The organism is Roseibium sp. RP-7 (assembly GCF_053005225.1).
The window spans coordinates 133951-150528 of record NZ_JBRKQA010000003.1 but is presented as its reverse complement, the minus strand read 5'-3'; the positions used below and the strand labels follow the sequence as shown (position 1 = coordinate 150528).

General features: G+C 60.2%; 14 protein-coding genes. 7 read left to right on the top strand and 7 right to left on the bottom strand.

Annotation, left to right across the window (positions count from 1 at the left end; translation table 11 throughout):
* Nucleotides 1-36: 36 nt before the first annotated feature.
* The 4 genes from ACVDG9_RS23440 to ACVDG9_RS23425 all read left to right on the top strand — a co-directional run bounded on the left by ACVDG9_RS23440 (nt 37) and on the right by ACVDG9_RS23425 (nt 3683).
* Entirely contained in the window at nt 37-1794 is a 1758-nt protein-coding gene (locus tag ACVDG9_RS23440; RefSeq protein ID WP_447239115.1) for a sensor domain-containing diguanylate cyclase, read from the top strand.
* Nucleotides 1795-1913: 119 nt separating this feature from the next.
* A complete protein-coding gene (locus ACVDG9_RS23435) occupies nt 1914-2291 on the top strand; it encodes a hypothetical protein (RefSeq protein WP_023002851.1) in 378 nt (125 codons plus the stop codon).
* Nucleotides 2292-2497: 206 nt separating this feature from the next.
* Nucleotides 2498-3157: a carbonic anhydrase gene (locus ACVDG9_RS23430; RefSeq protein WP_139314252.1), complete on the top strand. Its 660-nt coding sequence runs from the start codon at nt 2498-2500 to the stop codon at nt 3155-3157.
* A 22-nt stretch (nt 3158-3179) separates the two neighbouring features.
* Nucleotides 3180-3683 (top strand): DinB family protein, encoded by a 504-nt coding sequence (locus tag ACVDG9_RS23425; RefSeq protein ID WP_023002853.1) that lies wholly within the window; start codon nt 3180-3182, stop codon nt 3681-3683.
* A 13-nt stretch (nt 3684-3696) separates the two neighbouring features.
* Here the strand turns inward: ACVDG9_RS23425 and ACVDG9_RS23420 are convergent, their stop codons facing one another.
* The 4 genes from ACVDG9_RS23420 to mtnK are packed head-to-tail and all read right to left on the bottom strand — an operon-like array spanning nt 3697 to nt 7742.
* On the bottom strand, nt 3697-4365 hold the full coding sequence (locus ACVDG9_RS23420; protein WP_447239114.1) for a class II aldolase/adducin family protein: 669 nt from the start codon (nt 4363-4365) through the stop codon (nt 3697-3699).
* The gene (locus tag ACVDG9_RS23415; protein ID WP_062486654.1) at nt 4358-5377 is read right to left on the bottom strand and encodes a sugar-binding transcriptional regulator; all 1020 of its coding nucleotides are present in this window, start codon (nt 5375-5377) and stop codon (nt 4358-4360) included. Before ACVDG9_RS23415 ends, ACVDG9_RS23420 begins: the two co-directional genes overlap by 8 nt.
* On the bottom strand, nt 5374-6483 hold the full coding sequence (gene mtnA / locus ACVDG9_RS23410) for an S-methyl-5-thioribose-1-phosphate isomerase (protein ID WP_075283981.1): 1110 nt from the start codon (nt 6481-6483) through the stop codon (nt 5374-5376). Before mtnA ends, ACVDG9_RS23415 begins: the two co-directional genes overlap by 4 nt.
* Nucleotides 6480-7742, bottom strand: coding sequence for an S-methyl-5-thioribose kinase (mtnK, locus tag ACVDG9_RS23405; RefSeq protein ID WP_447239113.1), 1263 nt, complete (start codon nt 7740-7742; stop codon nt 6480-6482). The genes mtnA and mtnK overlap by 4 nt, the downstream gene beginning before the upstream one ends.
* A gap of 138 nt (nt 7743-7880) precedes the next feature.
* Between mtnK and ACVDG9_RS23400 the strand changes: the two genes are divergently transcribed.
* The 3 genes from ACVDG9_RS23400 to ACVDG9_RS23390 are packed head-to-tail and all read left to right on the top strand — an operon-like array spanning nt 7881 to nt 11523.
* Nucleotides 7881-9419, top strand: coding sequence for a sugar ABC transporter ATP-binding protein (locus tag ACVDG9_RS23400; RefSeq protein WP_297844980.1), 1539 nt, complete (start codon nt 7881-7883; stop codon nt 9417-9419).
* A complete protein-coding gene (locus tag ACVDG9_RS23395; RefSeq protein ID WP_023002859.1) occupies nt 9416-10444 on the top strand; it encodes an ABC transporter permease in 1029 nt (342 codons plus the stop codon). The genes ACVDG9_RS23400 and ACVDG9_RS23395 overlap by 4 nt, the downstream gene beginning before the upstream one ends.
* A gap of 56 nt (nt 10445-10500) precedes the next feature.
* Nucleotides 10501-11523 carry a substrate-binding domain-containing protein gene (locus ACVDG9_RS23390; RefSeq protein WP_228872690.1) on the top strand — a complete coding sequence of 341 codons (1023 nt, stop codon included), beginning with the start codon at nt 10501-10503 and terminating at the stop codon, nt 11521-11523.
* Between the two features lie 101 nt (nt 11524-11624).
* Here the strand turns inward: ACVDG9_RS23390 and ACVDG9_RS23385 are convergent, their stop codons facing one another.
* From ACVDG9_RS23385 to ACVDG9_RS23375, 3 genes are all read right to left on the bottom strand, one after another.
* Nucleotides 11625-13082 carry a methyl-accepting chemotaxis protein gene (locus ACVDG9_RS23385; protein WP_023002861.1) on the bottom strand — a complete coding sequence of 486 codons (1458 nt, stop codon included), beginning with the start codon at nt 13080-13082 and terminating at the stop codon, nt 11625-11627.
* A gap of 206 nt (nt 13083-13288) precedes the next feature.
* Nucleotides 13289-14383 (bottom strand): HD-GYP domain-containing protein, encoded by a 1095-nt coding sequence (locus tag ACVDG9_RS23380; protein ID WP_447239112.1) that lies wholly within the window; start codon nt 14381-14383, stop codon nt 13289-13291.
* Between the two features lie 469 nt (nt 14384-14852).
* On the bottom strand, nt 14853-16493 hold the full coding sequence (locus ACVDG9_RS23375) for a methyl-accepting chemotaxis protein (RefSeq protein WP_208993439.1): 1641 nt from the start codon (nt 16491-16493) through the stop codon (nt 14853-14855).
* Nucleotides 16494-16578 lie beyond the last annotated feature (85 nt).

Here is a 16578-nt window from a genome sequence, read left to right as displayed (position 1 = left end):
TTTCCCTTAGCGCGGGTCTAAGCAGGAAACGATCCGATGATACGTAAGCCAATTTCCAGAATAACTTCAGTCCTCATCGGATTGCGGGACGGGACCAGTCTGCGCCAGCAGATTGCCCTTCTGGCGGCTTCGCTTTGCATCCTTTCGATCGCGGTGGCCGCATTCGGTGCGGCCCTGATTGCACGCGGCGAAGCCATCCGGGAAAACCGGTGGGACCTGACCCTGATTGCACGCAGCATGGCGCAGCGGCTGGACCAGACGATGTTCGACCGTTACCGCGAAGTGCGCAACGTCGCAGACATGGAACTGCTGAAGCCCGTCTGGACCCGCAATCCCGACATCATCCGTGAAACGCTTGACCAGCTGCAGCGCAGCCTGCCGCAATATGCCTGGATCGGCTTTGCATCTATCGACGGCACGGTCGTGGCGGCAACCAAGGGCATGCTGGAGGGCGCATCCGTCGCCGAGCGGCCCTGGTTCGTCAGTGGCCTGAAAGGGCCGGCGGTCGAGGATGTGCATCTTGCCAAGTTGCTTGACCACCTGTTGCGGACAAACCCCGACGAAGCGCCGTTTCGTTTCGTCGACGTGGCAATGCCGGTAAAAGACGAAAACGGAAAACTGGCGGGCGTACTCGGTGCGCACATGAGCTGGAGCTGGGCGGAAGAAACCCGGCGCGATGTTCTGGAAAACAATCTCGGCAAGGAAGGGCTCGATCTCTTCGTGCTTGCGCGCGACGGCTCGGTGCTCGTCGGGGAAGACGCCGAGGGCACAAACCTCTCCCGGGAAACTGCTGCCTACGATCCCGGCAATCCCGACATGGTGGTCGCGGAGGTCGAAACCTCGGGCCTTGGCGATTATCCGGGGCTGGGCTGGAAAGTTGCCGTGCAGCAGCCGGTCAGCGTCGTGTCCGCTCGGGTGGCGGCTCTGGTTCGCAATATCTTTCTGATCGGATTTGCGGTTGCCTGTCTTTCCGCGCTGCTGGCATGGCTTGCGTCTCGCACCATCTCGCAGCCGCTTCTCGGCCTGGTCACAGCACTGGACAGGATCGGGCGTGACGAAAAGGAAACGACAGTTCCGCGCTTGCACGGGTTCCGGGAGCTTTCGCAGGTGTCTGCTTCCGTCAGATCGCTGCTTCGCCGGCTCGGTACCGTGGAAGAAAGCGCCAGGACAGCCCGGGACATGCTGGCGGTTCTGAAGGACGAATACAGCCGCAACATACGGTCCAGTGAGGAACGGAACCGGCAACTGGGAGCCGACATCCGCTCCTTGAGAACGCTGGCTGAACACGATTCCCTGTCGGGCCTCCTGAACCGGCGTGCGTTCCAGCCATTTGCGGAAGATGCCTTTGCGACCTTCCAGCGTCACGACCGGCTGTTCAGCGTGCTGATGATCGATGCGGACCACTTCAAGACCGTCAATGATCAATTCGGGCACCGGGCCGGTGACGACGTCATCCGGGCCATCGGTGATGCCATCGTTGAAGAAATCCGTTCGACCGACAAGGCTGCCCGGTTCGGCGGGGAAGAATTCGTTCTCCTCCTGAGGGAAAACGACGCAAACGGGGCCTGGGTCCTGGCCGAACGCATCAGGCTGAGAATTGCAGCCCTCACCGTGGATGCCGGCGTTGGCAATATCTCCGTCACGGTCAGCATTGGTCTGGCGGAAGTCACGGCTGATGATCGTGATGTCGAAGACACGATTGCCCGGGCGGATCAGGCGCTTTACATCGCCAAATCGTCGGGCCGCAACCGGGTCTGTGTCGACTATCCGACCCCTCGGTCCCAGTCGGCCTGAGACAGTTGCCTTTGACAATACCGAGGGTTAACTTAACGTAAAGTTTTGTTAACCCTTTGTTGAAACAATTGGCGGGTTCCGCCAGAAGGCGGCAATTCTCTGAGGGCCAGGAGGCCGGAATGGCGACGATCGAAAGGCCGCAATCGGCCCAGGTCGTGGCGCATGCGACAGAGTACCCCGCGGACCGTGACGGTGACGGCACCGGTTACGACCGCAGAAAGAAGCGTGACACCGCAGAGCGCCATGAAAATGAAACCGGGATGTCCGAGGACACTCCGGCAGTTCTTGTTGACGATCACCACACCGTAAATCATGTGCTGGATGGCGTTGCCGCCTATCGGGCTGTCGCGTTGCAGGTCATGGAACCGGGCATCGATCACGGGCCGGTACACCCCTTGCGGGGACCTGTGGACAGGATGCCCGCGGACAACGTCCGTCATGCCTATGAGGATCACGAGGACGGTGAGCCGCCCCATGAGGTGAATGTCGCGACCTGAGGGACGAAGTCGTCCAAAAGGTTGAAGTCACTTGGCTCGTTACGTATTAACCCGTATCTATGGCCGGCAGGGGAGATCCCCTATCGTTCGTGCACAGGTGCGCGTCCTTCGGGATGCAGCATCAGGTGCCGCCGTTCCGGTTGGCAGGCCTGCCCATATCTGGTGCAGGTGGCTGATCCCGGGTGACAAGAGCTGGAGACTTGAGTTTGACTTTCCCCGCACATCTTCTCGAAGGCTACGGCCGTTACCTCAACAAGGGGTTCGTCAGATACAAGGAAACCCACGAACGCCTGGCGGTCTATGGTCAGACGCCGGATGTGATGGTGATTTCGTGCTGCGACAGCCGGGTTACGCCGGAAGGCATCTTCAATGTCGGTCCGGGTGAATTGTTCGTGGTGCGCAACGTTGCCAACCTGGTGCCGCCTTACGAGGATACGGAAGGCCAGCACGGCACCAGCGCCGCGATCGAATTCGCGGTCAACGGGCTCAAGGTCAAGCACATTGTGATCATGGGACACGGCCAGTGCGGCGGCGTGAAGGCGTTCCGGGAAAACGCGAATGCGCCGATGGCGACAGGTCAGTTCATCGGCCGGTGGATCAAGTTGCTGGAACCGGCGGCAATCGCGATGGCCTGCATGCCGGTGGACAAGGCTGACGATCCTCAGCTTGCCATGGAATATGCCGGTATCCGCCAGTCGCTGAAGAACCTGATGACCTTCCCGTTCATCGAGGCGGCCGTTTCGGCGGGTTCGCTCAGCCTGCACGGGTCCTGGTTCGACATCGGGTCCGGCGAATTGCGGGTCATGGACGCCGAAACACAGAGATTCTCCACGACAGCCCCTGAAGCTCTCGCCACGGCGGGATAAGCGCTGCAAGGAAAGGGACGTCATGCTCGTCGATCCGGTGCTCTATCGCCGAATGGCCAAATACAACAGCTGGATGACCGAAAAGGTCTATGCGGCAGCGGATCTCATGAGCGATGAAGACCGCAAGGCCGACCGGGGCGCCTTCTTCCGGTCCGTGCATTCCACGCTTAACCACATCCTGTTTGCCGACAGGGCCTGGATGAGCCGCTTCACCGGCCGCAAATACGAAATCAAGGGCATGGGCGTTGATCTCTTCGAGAATTTCGATGAGTTGAAAGCCGCCCATTTCGACATGTGCCTGCAGATCTCCGACTTTGCCGAGTGGCTGACCATCGACTGGCTGGCGGAGGATCTGGAATGGACAAGCGGCCAGGACGGCATTCCCCGGTCCCGGCCGCGCTGGATGCTTGTCACCCACATGTTCAATCACCAGACCCATCATCGCGGCCAGGTGTCGACACTGCTGACACAGGCCGGGCATGACATCGGCGTTACCGATCTGCCGTTCATGCCCGATCTGGTGTGACGGGGAAGCCTGTTCAGACTTCCGTCTTCATTCCGTAGTTCTTCACCGCGCCAAGCACCGCGTCGATCTCGGATTTCGAGAGAATGTGCGGCGAGCCGATCGTCCGGCTGAGGATATAGGCCTTGGCCAGGACTTCCAGTTCCTCAAGACGCCAGAGGCCCTTTTCAAGGGTCTCGCCGACAACCACGGCACCGTGGTTGGCCATCAGGCAGCCTTGCCGGTCTTTCATGACGTCTGTCACTTCCCGGGCAAGTTCGTCGCTGCCGAAAAGGGCGTAGCCCGCCAGGGGAACCGTGTCACCACCGAAGAGCGCGATCATGTAATGGCAAGAGGGGATCTCCATCCGGTTGATCGCCAGCGCGGTGCAGTGGACCGGGTGGGCGTGCACGACTGCGTGCATGTCCGGCTTTGCCCGCAGCAGCGCAAGGTGGAACTGCCATTCGGTTGAAGGTGGCAGGGGCCCTTCGAAAGCGCTGTCGCGGTCCAGCGGGATGGAGGCCAGCATCTCCGGGGTCATGCGGTCATAGGGCACGCCGGAGGGCGTGATGATCATCCGGTCGCCTGCGCGCGCGGAAATATTGCCCGATGTGCCCTGGTTGATACCGCGGCTGTTCATCTCCTTGCAGGAATCGATGATGGCCTGGCGAAGTTCGGGAGTGTCCTGATAAGGCGTCTTAAGCATTGTTTTCCGTCAGATTGAGCATTTCCGTCGCCGTTTCCGAGCAGGTGGCGATGTGGGTGGCGTAGCCGCCGCGCAGGGCGGCCAGCATCGGTCTGGCACGGTCCGGGCCGGAGCCGACCAGCAGGCCCATGTCCTTGCCGCGCATCTGGTCCAGCGTCACGGCAATCATCCGGTCCTCGATTTCCCGGTTGAGACCGTTGCCGTCGTGGTCGATCAGGCGGCCGCAGATCACGCCGATGGCACCGCGTTCCGCACATGGGTCAACGTCGGCGGGGTCAAGCAGGCCGGTATGGACGACGTGGCTGTCTGCGGTGCAGGTGCCGCAGGCGAAGATGGTCTTGTTGCAGTCGGCCACCGCATCAAGCTGCATGCGGATCACCGGCTCCCGCTTCAGTTCTTCCACCAGCGCCCGGTTGGACAAGAGCAGCGGCACATGAAGGTTGACGCAGTGCGCGCCATAGCGGCGGGCGAGCGTTGCCGAGCAGGTTTCCGCGGCAAAGCCGAGGGCTGCCGGACGCGAGCCGACCAGCTGAACCACGGTAAGGTCCGGCACCGTCACCCGCGGCGCGGCTTCCGCCACCCGGTAGACCGTTTCGCCCCAGGCAACGCCAAGCCGGTCGCCCGGTTCCAGCAGGCCTGGCAGCCAGTCGGCGACCACCCGGGTGACCCGGTCAAGGGACTGGTCTGCCCCGGCGGGGGATGTCGGAACGACGATGGCGTCCTGCAGACCGAACCGGTCGACGAGACGGCGCGCCAGGTCGTGATCGCGAAAGATGTCCGTGTCCAGTGTGATGCGGACATAGTCGCGTTTTCGCGCTTCGGACAGATAGTTGACGACCGTCGCCCGCGAAATGCCGAGGCGTTCGGCGATCTCGTTCTGGTTCATGCCTTCCTGGTAGTAACACCAGGTGACCTCGATGATGGCATCGTCCTGGCTGCGCGCCCTGGTGGCCGCGGAGGGTGCCGCGGCCTTGGTGCCGGTTGGCCGGGAACTGGTCGGGCCAGGGCTCATGCGCTCTTGGCGATCCTGCTGAGATCCGGGAAGAGGGCGGCAAGGCCTTCGGCGCTGGCCTCGCAGACACCGCGTTCGGTAATCAGGCCGGTGACGAGGTGGTTCGGCGTGACATCGAAGGCAGGATTGCCGCCGGGCGTGCCGACCGGTGTCACCTGCACGACGCCGATCTTGCCGTCGTCCGTCAGGCCCTGGATGTGCGTGACTTCGCGTTCCTGGCGTTCCTCGATCGGAATTTCGGCAACGCCGTCATCTACCGTCCAGTCGATGGTCGGTGAAGGCAGGGCAACGTAGAACGGCACGTTGTTGGCCTTGGCGGCGAGTGCCTTCAGATAGGTGCCGATCTTGTTGCAGACGTCGCCGCGGCGTGTGGTGCGGTCGGTTCCGACGATGACCATGTCGACAAGGCCGTGCTGCATCAGGTGGCCGCCGGCATTGTCGGTGATGTAGGTATGCGGAATGCCGTGGCTGCCCAGTTCCCAGGAGGTGAGGGCGCCCTGGTTGCGCGGGCGGGTTTCATCTACCCAGACATGGATCGGAATGCCGGCGTCATGGGCCTGGTACATCGGGCTCGTCGCCGTGCCCCAGTCCACGGTCGCAATCCAGCCGGCGTTGCAATGGGTCAGGATGCGGACAGGCTCGCCGTCCTTCTTGCCCGCTGCGATCTTGCGGATGATCTCAAGACCATTCTGGCCGATGCTGTGGTTGATGCCGACATCTTCGTCGGAAATCTCGTGCGCGAGCTTCAGCGCTGCGGCGGGACGGTCGGCTTCCGGCAGCGGGAGCAGGTGCGCACGGCAGCGGTTGAGCGCCCAACGCAGGTTGATGGCCGTCGGCCGGGTCTTGTCGAGAAACTCCCAGGCCGTGTCCAGATGCGCATTGGACGGGTCGATCTTTGCGGCCAGTGCCATGCCGTAGGCAGCGGTTGCGCCAATGAGCGGCGCGCCGCGCACGCGCATCTCAACGATCGCGTCGGCGAAGTCCTGAAGTGTGTCGACCTGCTGGATGCGGAATTCGTGCGGCAGCCAGCGCTGATCGATGATCTGCAGGGCAGCCTTGTCGTCATCCCACCAGAGCGAGCGGTAATGAGTGCCGTTGACCTTCATGGGATGTCCTTCTTGTTGAATTGGCGCGCAAGCTTCACGAGCGCATCGGTCGAGCCGTAACTTTCTGGCGACAGGATGAGGTCGGCCCCCATCAGCAGGTTGCGCGTTTCCAGACGGCGCTTCAGCTGCTTGTCCTCGATTTCCTCGAAGTCGGCATTGTGGGCGAGCGACAGGGTACGGCGGTGCATCTCGATGCCGCAATAACCCATGGCTTCTTTGCGGATTTCCTGCAGGAGGCCCGCACATGCGAAGTCCGATGCCTGCCCCTGATCCTCGAACAGGGAAGCCGGATAAAGCATGCCGGTGCGCTCGGTGTTCCAGAGGCGGGTGAACTCGGCCTCGAAGGATGAGAAGGTTTCGGCGATGACCGACAGAACCCATTCCTGGAAATCGTCGAGTGTTTCCGCGCTGCGATGGGCCGGCTGGCTGAAATAGGCCATCAGGAAGTTGGCCGTCAGCATGCCGATGTCGAAGCCGAGCGGGCCGTATTGCACGAATTCGGGATCGATGACGCGGCTGTCGCTGTCCGTGGACATGATCGAGCCGCTGTGCAGGTCGCCGTGCACCATGGTTTCGGTGTTGGAGGCAAATTTCATCAGGAACCGCTGCACCTTTGCCTTCAGTTCGGCATTGGTGCGCAGGTCTGCCACAACGGGGTCGAGACCTTCCGTGTGGTGGTTCATTTCAGCAGCAAAATAAGGATCGGTGAAAACCAGCGCTTCGGTGATTGCGGGGATTTCCACGTTGCCGGCGAACAGGCTGACATCGGCCTTCTTGTCCGGGCTCTTCATGGACAGTTCCGAGCCGCGAAACGCGGTGCGGGCGCAGAAGGTGCCAAGGAAAGTACCGAGCCCTGCAACCTTTTCACCATCGATCAGCTTGCGCCGCAGGATCTTGTGCGGCGAGAGGAATTCCATGACGATCAGCGCCTGGTCCTCATCGAAGTGGTAGACCTCCGGTGCTGCGCCCGGATCACGGGCGGCCTGTCGCACAAGCGCATGGTTCTCGTAAAGCGCACGATAAAGCGGCAGCGGCCAGCTGTCGCCGACCAGGCGCACATAGGGCAGCGCCTGCTTGACGATGATCGTGCCTTTGGGGCCCTCGACAATGAAGACGAGGTTCAGGTTGCCGTCGCCAACTTCGCGAACGGTCCAGTCAGACGGGTCTGCTCCGATCCTGTCCGCAACGGCGGAAATGCCGGAAAGTCTTTCGCCGAGCGTTTCCGGCGTGAGGGGCCGATAGAGGTCTGGCGTGTCCATCTTGGGTCTTGTTCCTCCCTATTTTGCCCCGATAATGGTCAAGATTATTCAAAAGTCAACACAGTTGACAAATGCCTATTTAGCGTGTTGTAACGATGAGAAGCGGGGGAGGAACTCGCAAAAATATCGGGAGGAAAGGTGCCAGACGTCACCTGTAAATTGAGCGGCTTGGAAAAGTCCTTCGGGCGCAACCACGTGCTTCGGGGGATTGATCTGGAGCTGCGCGCCGGCGAAGTCACGGCGCTGATGGGAGCCAACGGTGCCGGCAAGTCGACGCTGGTGAAGGTCCTGTGCGGCTATCATTTTGCCGATGCCGGCGAAATCGAGCTGGCCGGTGCGCCCTTCAAGCCGCTTGATGCGGCCGATGCCATCTCAAAGGGTGTCGTGACCGTTCACCAGTCCATTGATGACGGTGTCATTCCGGATCTCGATGTTGCCACCAACCTGACGCTGGACCTCCTGACCGAACCGGGCGCCGATTTCTTCGTCAACGACAGGAAACTTCGCCGGCAGGCCCGCAAGGTTGCCGAGAGCATGGGTCTGACGATGGACGTGCGCACCCGTGTTGCGGATCTGGAGGTTGCCGACCGCCAGATGATCGCGATCGCACGTGCCATGGCCCGCGCGCCGAAGTTGCTCATTCTGGACGAGCCGACCTCATCACTGTCCGCTTCCGAAGCCGACCGCCTGTTCGCGCTGATTGACCGGCTGCGTGCGGAAGGTGTCGCCATTCTTTATATTTCCCACCGCATGTCGGACATCCGCCGCGTGGCCGACCGGATCGTTTCCATGCGAGACGGGGCGATTTCCGGCCTGTTCGAGACAGAGCCGCTGGACTATGTCGGCGCGGTCAACGCCATGCTTGGCCACCAGATGACCGAGGTCGATATCGATCCGGTTGCCGGCGGTGATCCGATCCTGGAAGTCGATGGTGTGCGCCTACACGAAAATGGCCCGCAGATCGATCTGACTGCTCGCGAAGGCGAAGTGGTTGCCCTGACGGGTCTGCTCGGCAGCGGCACCACGGAATTGGCGGAAGTGCTGTTTGGCCTTGCGAAACCGGCCGGCGGCACCTTGCGTCTGGACGGCAAGGCCTACACTCCGAAGAGTGCGGAAGACGCCGTCGCCAAGGGTGTGTTCATGTCGCCGAAGGACCGCAGCGTGAACGCCGTGGTGCCGGACTTCGACATCGCCAACAACATGACACTGCCTTTCCTGAGGGCATTCAGCCGGTTCTCTTTCCTGAGCGAGCGCGGTCAACGCCGGGCTGCTGACGACATGATCGGCAAGATCGGGATCGTCTGTCAGGGCAACGGTGACGGCATCAACACCTTGTCGGGTGGCAACCAGCAGAAGGTCATGATCGGCCGCTGGCTGTTGCAGGCAAGCCGCGTGCTGTTGCTGGACGAACCTTTCCAGGGGGTCGACATCGGCGCCCGGCGGGACATCGGTCACTACATCCGGCAGACCGCAAAAGGGCGCACGACGCTCGTCTTCGTGGCGGAAATCGACGAGGCCCTGGAAATCGCCGACCGCATCGTCGTCATGCACGAGGCCGCCATCGTCGGCGAATACATCAACAAGAACGTCGACCTGAACCGTCTGGTCGCGGATGTCTCGGGGCCCGCAGGCGGGCAGGGGCAGAGCGAGCCAGCAACGCAGGCAATGGCAGGATGAATACCGGAACAATGAACAAGAACCCGCTCGAACTTGCCATCCGCTACGGCTTCCTCGTCCTACTCGGCGGACTGGCCCTTTTCTTCAGCCTCTATGCCAGCGGCTTTGCCAGCCCGCGTTCGGCAGTCTTCATCCTGCAGTCGGTGGCCATTACCGGCATTCTCGCGCTCGGTGTCACCTGTACGCTTGTGGTGGGCGGGTTCGACCTGTCCATCGGCTCGGTCGCAACCTCGGCGCTGATGCTGTCCGCCTATTCCATGGTGGTGCTGGAGCAATCCGCCTTTGTCGCGGTTGCACTCTGCCTGGTGATGGGTGCGGTCGTCGGGCTGATCAACGGGTTCCTGATCGTGAAGATGCGGGTGCCGGACCTTTTGGCGACGCTCGGCATGATGTTCCTTCTCATCGGTTTGCAGCGCATTCCGACTCAGGGCAATTCGATTGCGACCGGAATGAGCCTGGGCGAGGGCGTCGTTGCGGAGGGAACGTTCTCCGCGGCCTTCCTGTGGCTCGGCCGGCACCGGTTCGACCTGTTCCTGGACCGGTTGCTGCCGGTGCCGGTGGTGGTGTTCCTTTTGATCGCGCTGCTGATCTGGCTGTTCCTGGGGTACACCCGCCATGGCCGCCTGATGTATGCCATCGGCTCCAACGAGCGGGCTGCCGAACTGGTCGGCACAAACGTGCAGCGCTACAAGATCGTGGCCTACATGATTTCCGGCATGCTGGCATCGGTTGGCGGCATTCTGCTGGCTGCCCGCCTTGGCCGCGGTGACATCGCCTCCGGCAACAACCTTCTGCTCGACAGCGTTGCCGCAGCCCTCATCGGCTTCGCGGTACTGGGCGCTGCCCGCCCGAACGCCTTCGGCACGGCGGCAGGGGCCCTGTTTGTCGGCATTCTTCTTCAGGGGCTGACGATGATGAACGCTCCTTACTACATGCAGGATTTCGTCAAGGGCGCCGTGTTGGTCGCCGCCCTTGTCTTCACATTCTACCTGTCCTCGCGACGTGGGGGCCGGAGAACAGCGTGACGCCCTGAATGGCGCCGTTTCCATTGGGAGGAAAACAAATGCTGAGACGTGAATTCATGAAGCTGGCGGTTGCCGCCGGGATCGGGCTTTCCGGCGGAGCGGCTTTTGCAGCCGACATGCCGGCGCCGTTCGACAAGCCGGAAGAGGTCAAGATCGCGCTGGTGCGTTATCTGTCCACCGGTGACTTCTTCCAGTCCTATCTTTCGGGTGTTGAAAAGCAGTCAGCTGCCCTTGGCGTTGATCTGCGTGTTCTCGACAGCCGTCAGGATGCCGCCCTTCAGGCCGACATGGTCGATCAGGCCATTGCGCTTGGTGTCGACGGCATCATCATCCAGCATGGCCTGACCGAATCCATGAAGGCCGCCGCACAGCGCGCCGTCGATGCGGGCATCAAGGTTGTTGCCTTCGACGTCAACGTTGAAAACGATGCGATCCCGCAAATCGAACAGTCCGACTACCTGCTCGGCAAGCTGGCCCTGGAACAGGCGATCAAGGACAATGGCGACAGCTTTACCGCCGGCTATGTCTATGTGCCGGGCATCGCACCGCTGGACCGCCGCGACGTCGCCTGGAAGGAAGTCAAGGAAGCCAATCCGGGGATCACGGAAGCGGCCATGTTCGGCACGCTTGATAACCCGATTGCCAACTCCGTTGCCAACCAGGCCCGTTCGGTGCTGCAGGCCAACCCGAACATCAACGTCGTCTTTGCCCCTTACGATGAATTTGCCAAAGGCGTGAAGATCGCGGTCGATGAAGCCGGTCTCAACCAGGACATCGCCATTTATTCCGCAGACGTTTCCACGGCCGATATCTCCGCCATGCGCGAGCCGGATTCCGCGTGGGCGGCAACGGTCGCGACCAACCCGGCGGTGGTCGGTGAAGTCAGCGTGCGCACGCTGGCGCTGATGCTGGCAGGTGAAGACCCGGGCAAGCAGGTTGTCGTGCCGCCGACCCTGATCACCCAGGACTTCCTGAACGAGCAGGACGTCAAGAACATGGAAGAGCTGGGCCAGAAGATGCCGCAGTTCCAGCATGCCGATGTTTCTGTTGCCGAATGGATCCCGCTTCCGGCGCGCTAAGGCCAGGTTCAATAACCCGTCAAAAGAAAACCCGGTGCCTTGGCACCGGGTTTTTTTGTCTGGCAGGGACGGGGCGTGATGTCAGATTGCGCGTCCCTTGTTCACATCAGGGATTGCGAGGCCTGCTTAACGTTCTTGGTCGCGGCGTCTATCTGGGCAGTTGCCGAGGAGATCGACTGCATGTTGGAGGTGATCCGTTCCACACCCTGGGCGGCCGAATGCATGTTGGAGGATATGTCATTCGTAACCGCCGACTGCTCCTCGACCGAGGATGCGATGCTGGCGGCGATGTCTCCGACATTCTTGATGACAGCAAGGATCGATTCGATTGCGGCGACTGCCTGACCGGTCGTCTCCTGCATGGAGCCGATCTGGTTGGAGATCTCTTCGGTTGCCTTGCTTGTCTGCGCGGCGAGGCTCTTCACTTCGGAGGCAACAACGGCAAAGCCCTTGCCGGCTTCCCCAGCTCTTGCGGCCTCGATGGTGGCGTTCAGGGCCAGGAGATTGGTCTGGTCGGCAATGCCGTCGATCAGTTCGATTACCGAACCGATCGTCTTTGCATCCTCAGACAGCCCGCTCATTATGTCACTTGACCGCTCGGCCTCGGTCGCAGCGCTTTGCGAAACTTCAAGCGCGGTCTGGACCTGGCGGCTGATTTCCTGAATCGAGGCAACGAGTTCTTCTGCCGCTGCGGCAACTGTCTGCACGCTGGAATAGGTCTGTTCGGACGCTGATGCGGAAGTTGTTGCCTGTTCCGTCGTGTTGGAAATGGCCGTGGCGATTTCGGAAAGATCCTGGTCGATGCCCTGTTGAACGGTCGCGCGGCGACGTCTTTCGACGACTTGCGGAGTGCGGTCAGTCGCGAACTTCACGACCTTGAAGGGACGACCGGCGGAATCGAATATCGGATTGTAGGTTGCCTGGATCCAGACTTCGCGCCCACCATTGCCGATGCGCTTGAACTCACCCGCCTGAAATTTGCCTTCGGCGAGATTCTTCCAGAACTGCCGGTACTCCGTGCTTGCCGCATGGTCCTTTTCGACGAACATGCTGTGTTTACGGCCCTTGATTTCATCGAGGGAGTAACCCATCGCGGACAGGAAATTTTCGTTTGCGTCGAGGATCGTGCCGTCGAGGTCGAAATGGATCACGGCCTGCGACCGGTTCATCGCTTCAACCTGACCTTCAAAATCGGCGCTCTTCTGCTTGCGCTCGGTGATGTCCGAGGCGATCTTGACTACCTTGACCACCTTGCCGGCGGTGTTGAGGATCGGGTTGTACGAAGCCTGGATCCAGACTTCCCGGCCACCCTTGCCGTAGCGCAGATATTCGGCGGTCTGAAATTCGCCTTGCGCCAGCTTTTTCCAGAAGGCCTTGTATTCTGCCGATGCCGCGTAGGCGGGGTCGACAAACATGCTGTGAGGTTTTCCCTGAACTTCATTGAGGGCGTAGCCCATCGCTTTCAGGAAATTGGGATTGGCAGTCAGGATCGTGCCTTCGGGTGTAAACTCGATGATGGCCTGCGAGCGGTTTAGCGCATCAAAGGCGGCTTTCCACATGTTCGACCCTGAAAACAGCACCTTGTTTACTCCCGGTTTTTGCGTCTGTAGGGGGAGATATTGTCGTAGGGGAAACTGAAGAAAGAGTTTCAATGACCCTTTCTAGTCGGACGATATAGCTATTTTTGACAACACAAATAGGTGATCGCGCAATCCTGGGGCGGTGTTGAATTTAGCGCTACAGTCTTGGGGTGTTTTCCCAGGTCTCAGGCCCTGGCCTGCCGCCGGACACGGCCGAATTCCGAGCTCAGCACCTGGGTTCTAAATTTTCGCAACAGGTCCATGTCGAGCTTGCCCTTCATCTCGAACATGATCGCAAAGGCCTGGCGCGGACTGAGGCTGTCCTTGTAGGCTCGTTTTTCGGTGAGGGCGGAATAGATGTCGCTGATCGTCAGAAGCCGGACCCTTTGCGAGATCTGATTGCCCTTGAGGCCATCCGGATACCCGGTTCCGTCCAGAAACTCATGGTGACACAGTGCCATCTCGACAACCTGCTTTGGAACTTCCTGGCGCGTTGCCAGCATCTCCCGGCTAAAGAGCGGATGTTTGTTGACAAGTTCACGTTCTTCCAGGGTCAGCCTGCCAGGCTTGTCCAGGATGGAAAGCGGGATCTTTACCTTGCCCAGGTCGTGCACCAGTGCGCCCAGGCCGAGAATTGTCTGCTCCGCTTCGGAATGGCCGAGTGCACGCGAAAACGAAACCGTGTGCCCAGCGACCATCATCGTGTGGCAGAAGGTGTGGCTGTGGTGGCATTGAACCGCACTCAACCAACTGTCGAGACCGTCCGTCATGATGACCGAGGTGATGTCCTGGGCGTTGGTTGCCAGAAGCTGCATAGGCAGGGGAGCGCCGGAAAGGGCGGCGGCCGACATCAGGTTCAAGCCCATGCTGGTGGTTTCAACCGACTTGACGATTTTCTCCGAATACCGGCTGGGCAGGGTCGGTTTGGAATAGTCGCCCACCACTTCGCGTATTTTTTCGAACAGTGTCGCGAATTTTTCCTCGCGATCTATCAGATTGTAGAAGCCGAGCTCGCGCGCCTGCAGCACGCTCTGTCTGCTTTTTGTATCAACGATGCCGAGCGCCGGCACGGATTGGCCGCTTCTCGAAAAATCTCGAAGTATTTCGATGTGGTCAGTGCCAAGGCCCAGAAAGTCGACAAGAAGCAGCGAGCGGGGCTTGATGTCCCTCAGGTTGGCGCGGGAGAAGGCAATTCGTTTTGTCGGGTAGAGGGTCGCGATTCTGGCGAAACGCGATGGAAAATTTCCGAAATCCACTGCCGCAACTAAAATTTGAACCATGATCAATTGGCATCTGAAACAATTTTGGTTGAAATCAAGGATTGTAGAAAAAACCTAAAAAAGGTTTAGTAAATCTGCCAAGTAAAAATACGCAGGATGCTGCGTAATTTTTGCTTCGGACACTTCCCTTTAACCGCATGTGTGAATTGGCCAGCCTGTAAACGTTAAAGGCACTTGGTGAATAATCGTGTGCAGTGCAGCAAAGTTTTGGCTGCGCGAAAAGTGCTGCGTGACGGTTGCAGGGCTGAAAGTCTCGCCTTTTCAGGTGCTCGACGTTTCCTGCGCTCACCAACGTGCCGGGCGGGCTGGCCTGTGCGGTCTCTGGATAAACGTGGTTGGAGGCTGATTGCCGCGACGCAGGGCTCTGATGTCGGGAGAGTTCTGAGCGAAAACAGGATGCCGAAAACGAAAAAGGCGCGGACGATGTCCGCGCCTTCCTGACAAGATAAATTGTCGTTGGTTGTTTGCCTCAGGCGGCGGCCACACCGTTCAGGAATGTTTCCACTTCCTGTTTCAGCTCCTCCGTGCGCGAAGACAGCATTTCCGATGCGTCCAGAACCGATTGGGAAGCCTGCGACGTCTGATTGACCGCACTGGAAAGGTCGGACATGCAGGACGACACGAAGGTGGTGCCTTCGGCGGCATTCTGGGCGTTCTGCGAAATCTCGCCGGTTGCCGAGCCCTGCTGGCTCACGGCCGCCGCGATGGTGCTGGTGTAGGAATTCACCTCTTCCATGATCTTGGTGATTTCCGCGATCGCACCGACCGAGTCCTTGGTCGCATCCTGAATGGCGGTGATCTGGGCGCTGATCTCCTCGGTCGCCTTGGAGGTCTGGGTGGCCAGTTCCTTCACTTCCGCTGCGACGACCGCGAAGCCCTTGCCGGCTTCCCCGGCGCGTGCCGCTTCGATGGTGGCGTTGAGGGCCAGCAGGTTGGTCTGCTCGGCAATCGCCTGGATGAGCGTTACCACTTCGCCGATCTTGGAGGCGGAGGCTGCAAGGCCTTCCACCTTTTCGTTGGTCATGCGGGTGCCTTCGGTTGCCCGGCCAACAACTTCCGTCGTCTGGGCCACCTGGCGGGAAATTTCGCTGATGGACGCGGAGAGTTCTTCCGCGGCACTGGCCACGGTCTGAACGCTCGATGTTGCTTCATCGGCAGAGTTCAGGGTTTCCGTCGCGCTTGAGGCGCTCTGGCCGGACAGGTCGGAGAGGTGTCCCGCGGTGCCTTCCAGGCCATGAACGGTTTCGTTGACCGAGTTGAGCACGTTGGAGACATTGGTCCGGAAGGTTTCGATCAGACCCTGAACACGGTTCTGGCGGTCGATCGCCGCAGCTTCGGACGTGCGCTGGTGTTCGGTCAGTTCGATCCGCTCGACAGCCCTGTCACGCAGGGTGCTGACGGCCTGGGCAAGCGTGCCGATCTGGTCGGAGCGTTCCTTGAAGGGGACTTCGTCAGCGAGATTGTCCTGCGCAATCTGGTCCGTGATTTCCGCAAGGCGTGTAATCGGACGCAGCTGGCGGCGAATTGCGAGGATCAGGAGCACCACCGAAACGGCGACGACCGGCAGCACCAGCATCGCGTAGCGGCTGGTCAGTTCCCATGCGTTGGCTTCGACTGCGGCCTTTTCCACGCCGGCATAAAGGATGCCGAGAATATCGCCCTTAGATGAGAAGATCGGCTGGTAAACCGTGAAGTAGTCCTTGCCGAGAATGGTGGCCTGCCCGTGAAAGGTCTTGCCCTGGGTAACGACAGGATAAACCGCGCCGTTCTGGCCGAGCTGGGTTCCGACGGCACGCTTGCCGTCACCTTTGATGATGTTGGTGGTCTTGCGCCAGAAATCCTTGGTTTCCGGATCCCAGGCAAAAACAGTCGCGGTTTCACCTGTCATGCGCCCGACGGCGTCGATCATGTCATGGTTTTCGAACACCGGCATTTCGGCCAGTTCGATCCGCTTGACGTTGTTGTTTGCGTCCCAGCTGACCTTTGCACCGTCGATGCGGTCCTGAAGCAGCGTCGCTGCCACGCGAAGGTTGATATCCTGTTTGACGAGGGCACGGTCCTCAGCCTGGCCAAGGGCGACCTGATACAGGATAAAGCCCACAACAATCATCGATATTCCAAGCACGCTGGCAGAAATAATTGCGAGCGTTGAAGTCACGCTTAATCGGGACAAGAACTTCTTCATCATTTCCCCC

Bases quoted from the DNA above. Each gene is read 5' to 3' on its own strand.
- ACVDG9_RS23440 (WP_447239115.1), top strand. From the start codon at position 37: ATGATACGTAAGCCAATTTCCAGAATAACTTCAGTCCTCATCGGATTG.
- ACVDG9_RS23435 (WP_023002851.1), top strand. From the start codon at position 1,914: ATGGCGACGATCGAAAGGCCGCAATCGGCCCAGGTCGTGGCGCATGCG.
- ACVDG9_RS23425 (WP_023002853.1), top strand. From the start codon at position 3,180: ATGCTCGTCGATCCGGTGCTCTATCGCCGAATGGCCAAATACAACAGC.
- ACVDG9_RS23420 (WP_447239114.1), bottom strand. From the start codon at position 4,365: ATGCTTAAGACGCCTTATCAGGACACTCCCGAACTTCGCCAGGCCATC.
- ACVDG9_RS23415 (WP_062486654.1), bottom strand. From the start codon at position 5,377: ATGAGCCCTGGCCCGACCAGTTCCCGGCCAACCGGCACCAAGGCCGCG.
- mtnA (WP_075283981.1), bottom strand. From the start codon at position 6,483: ATGAAGGTCAACGGCACTCATTACCGCTCGCTCTGGTGGGATGACGAC.
- mtnK (WP_447239113.1), bottom strand. From the start codon at position 7,742: ATGGACACGCCAGACCTCTATCGGCCCCTCACGCCGGAAACGCTCGGC.
- ACVDG9_RS23395 (WP_023002859.1), top strand. From the start codon at position 9,416: ATGAATACCGGAACAATGAACAAGAACCCGCTCGAACTTGCCATCCGC.
- ACVDG9_RS23390 (WP_228872690.1), top strand. From the start codon at position 10,501: ATGAAGCTGGCGGTTGCCGCCGGGATCGGGCTTTCCGGCGGAGCGGCT.
- ACVDG9_RS23385 (WP_023002861.1), bottom strand. From the start codon at position 13,082: ATGTGGAAAGCCGCCTTTGATGCGCTAAACCGCTCGCAGGCCATCATC.
- ACVDG9_RS23380 (WP_447239112.1), bottom strand. From the start codon at position 14,383: ATGGTTCAAATTTTAGTTGCGGCAGTGGATTTCGGAAATTTTCCATCG.
- ACVDG9_RS23375 (WP_208993439.1), bottom strand. From the start codon at position 16,493: ATGATTGTTGTGGGCTTTATCCTGTATCAGGTCGCCCTTGGCCAGGCT.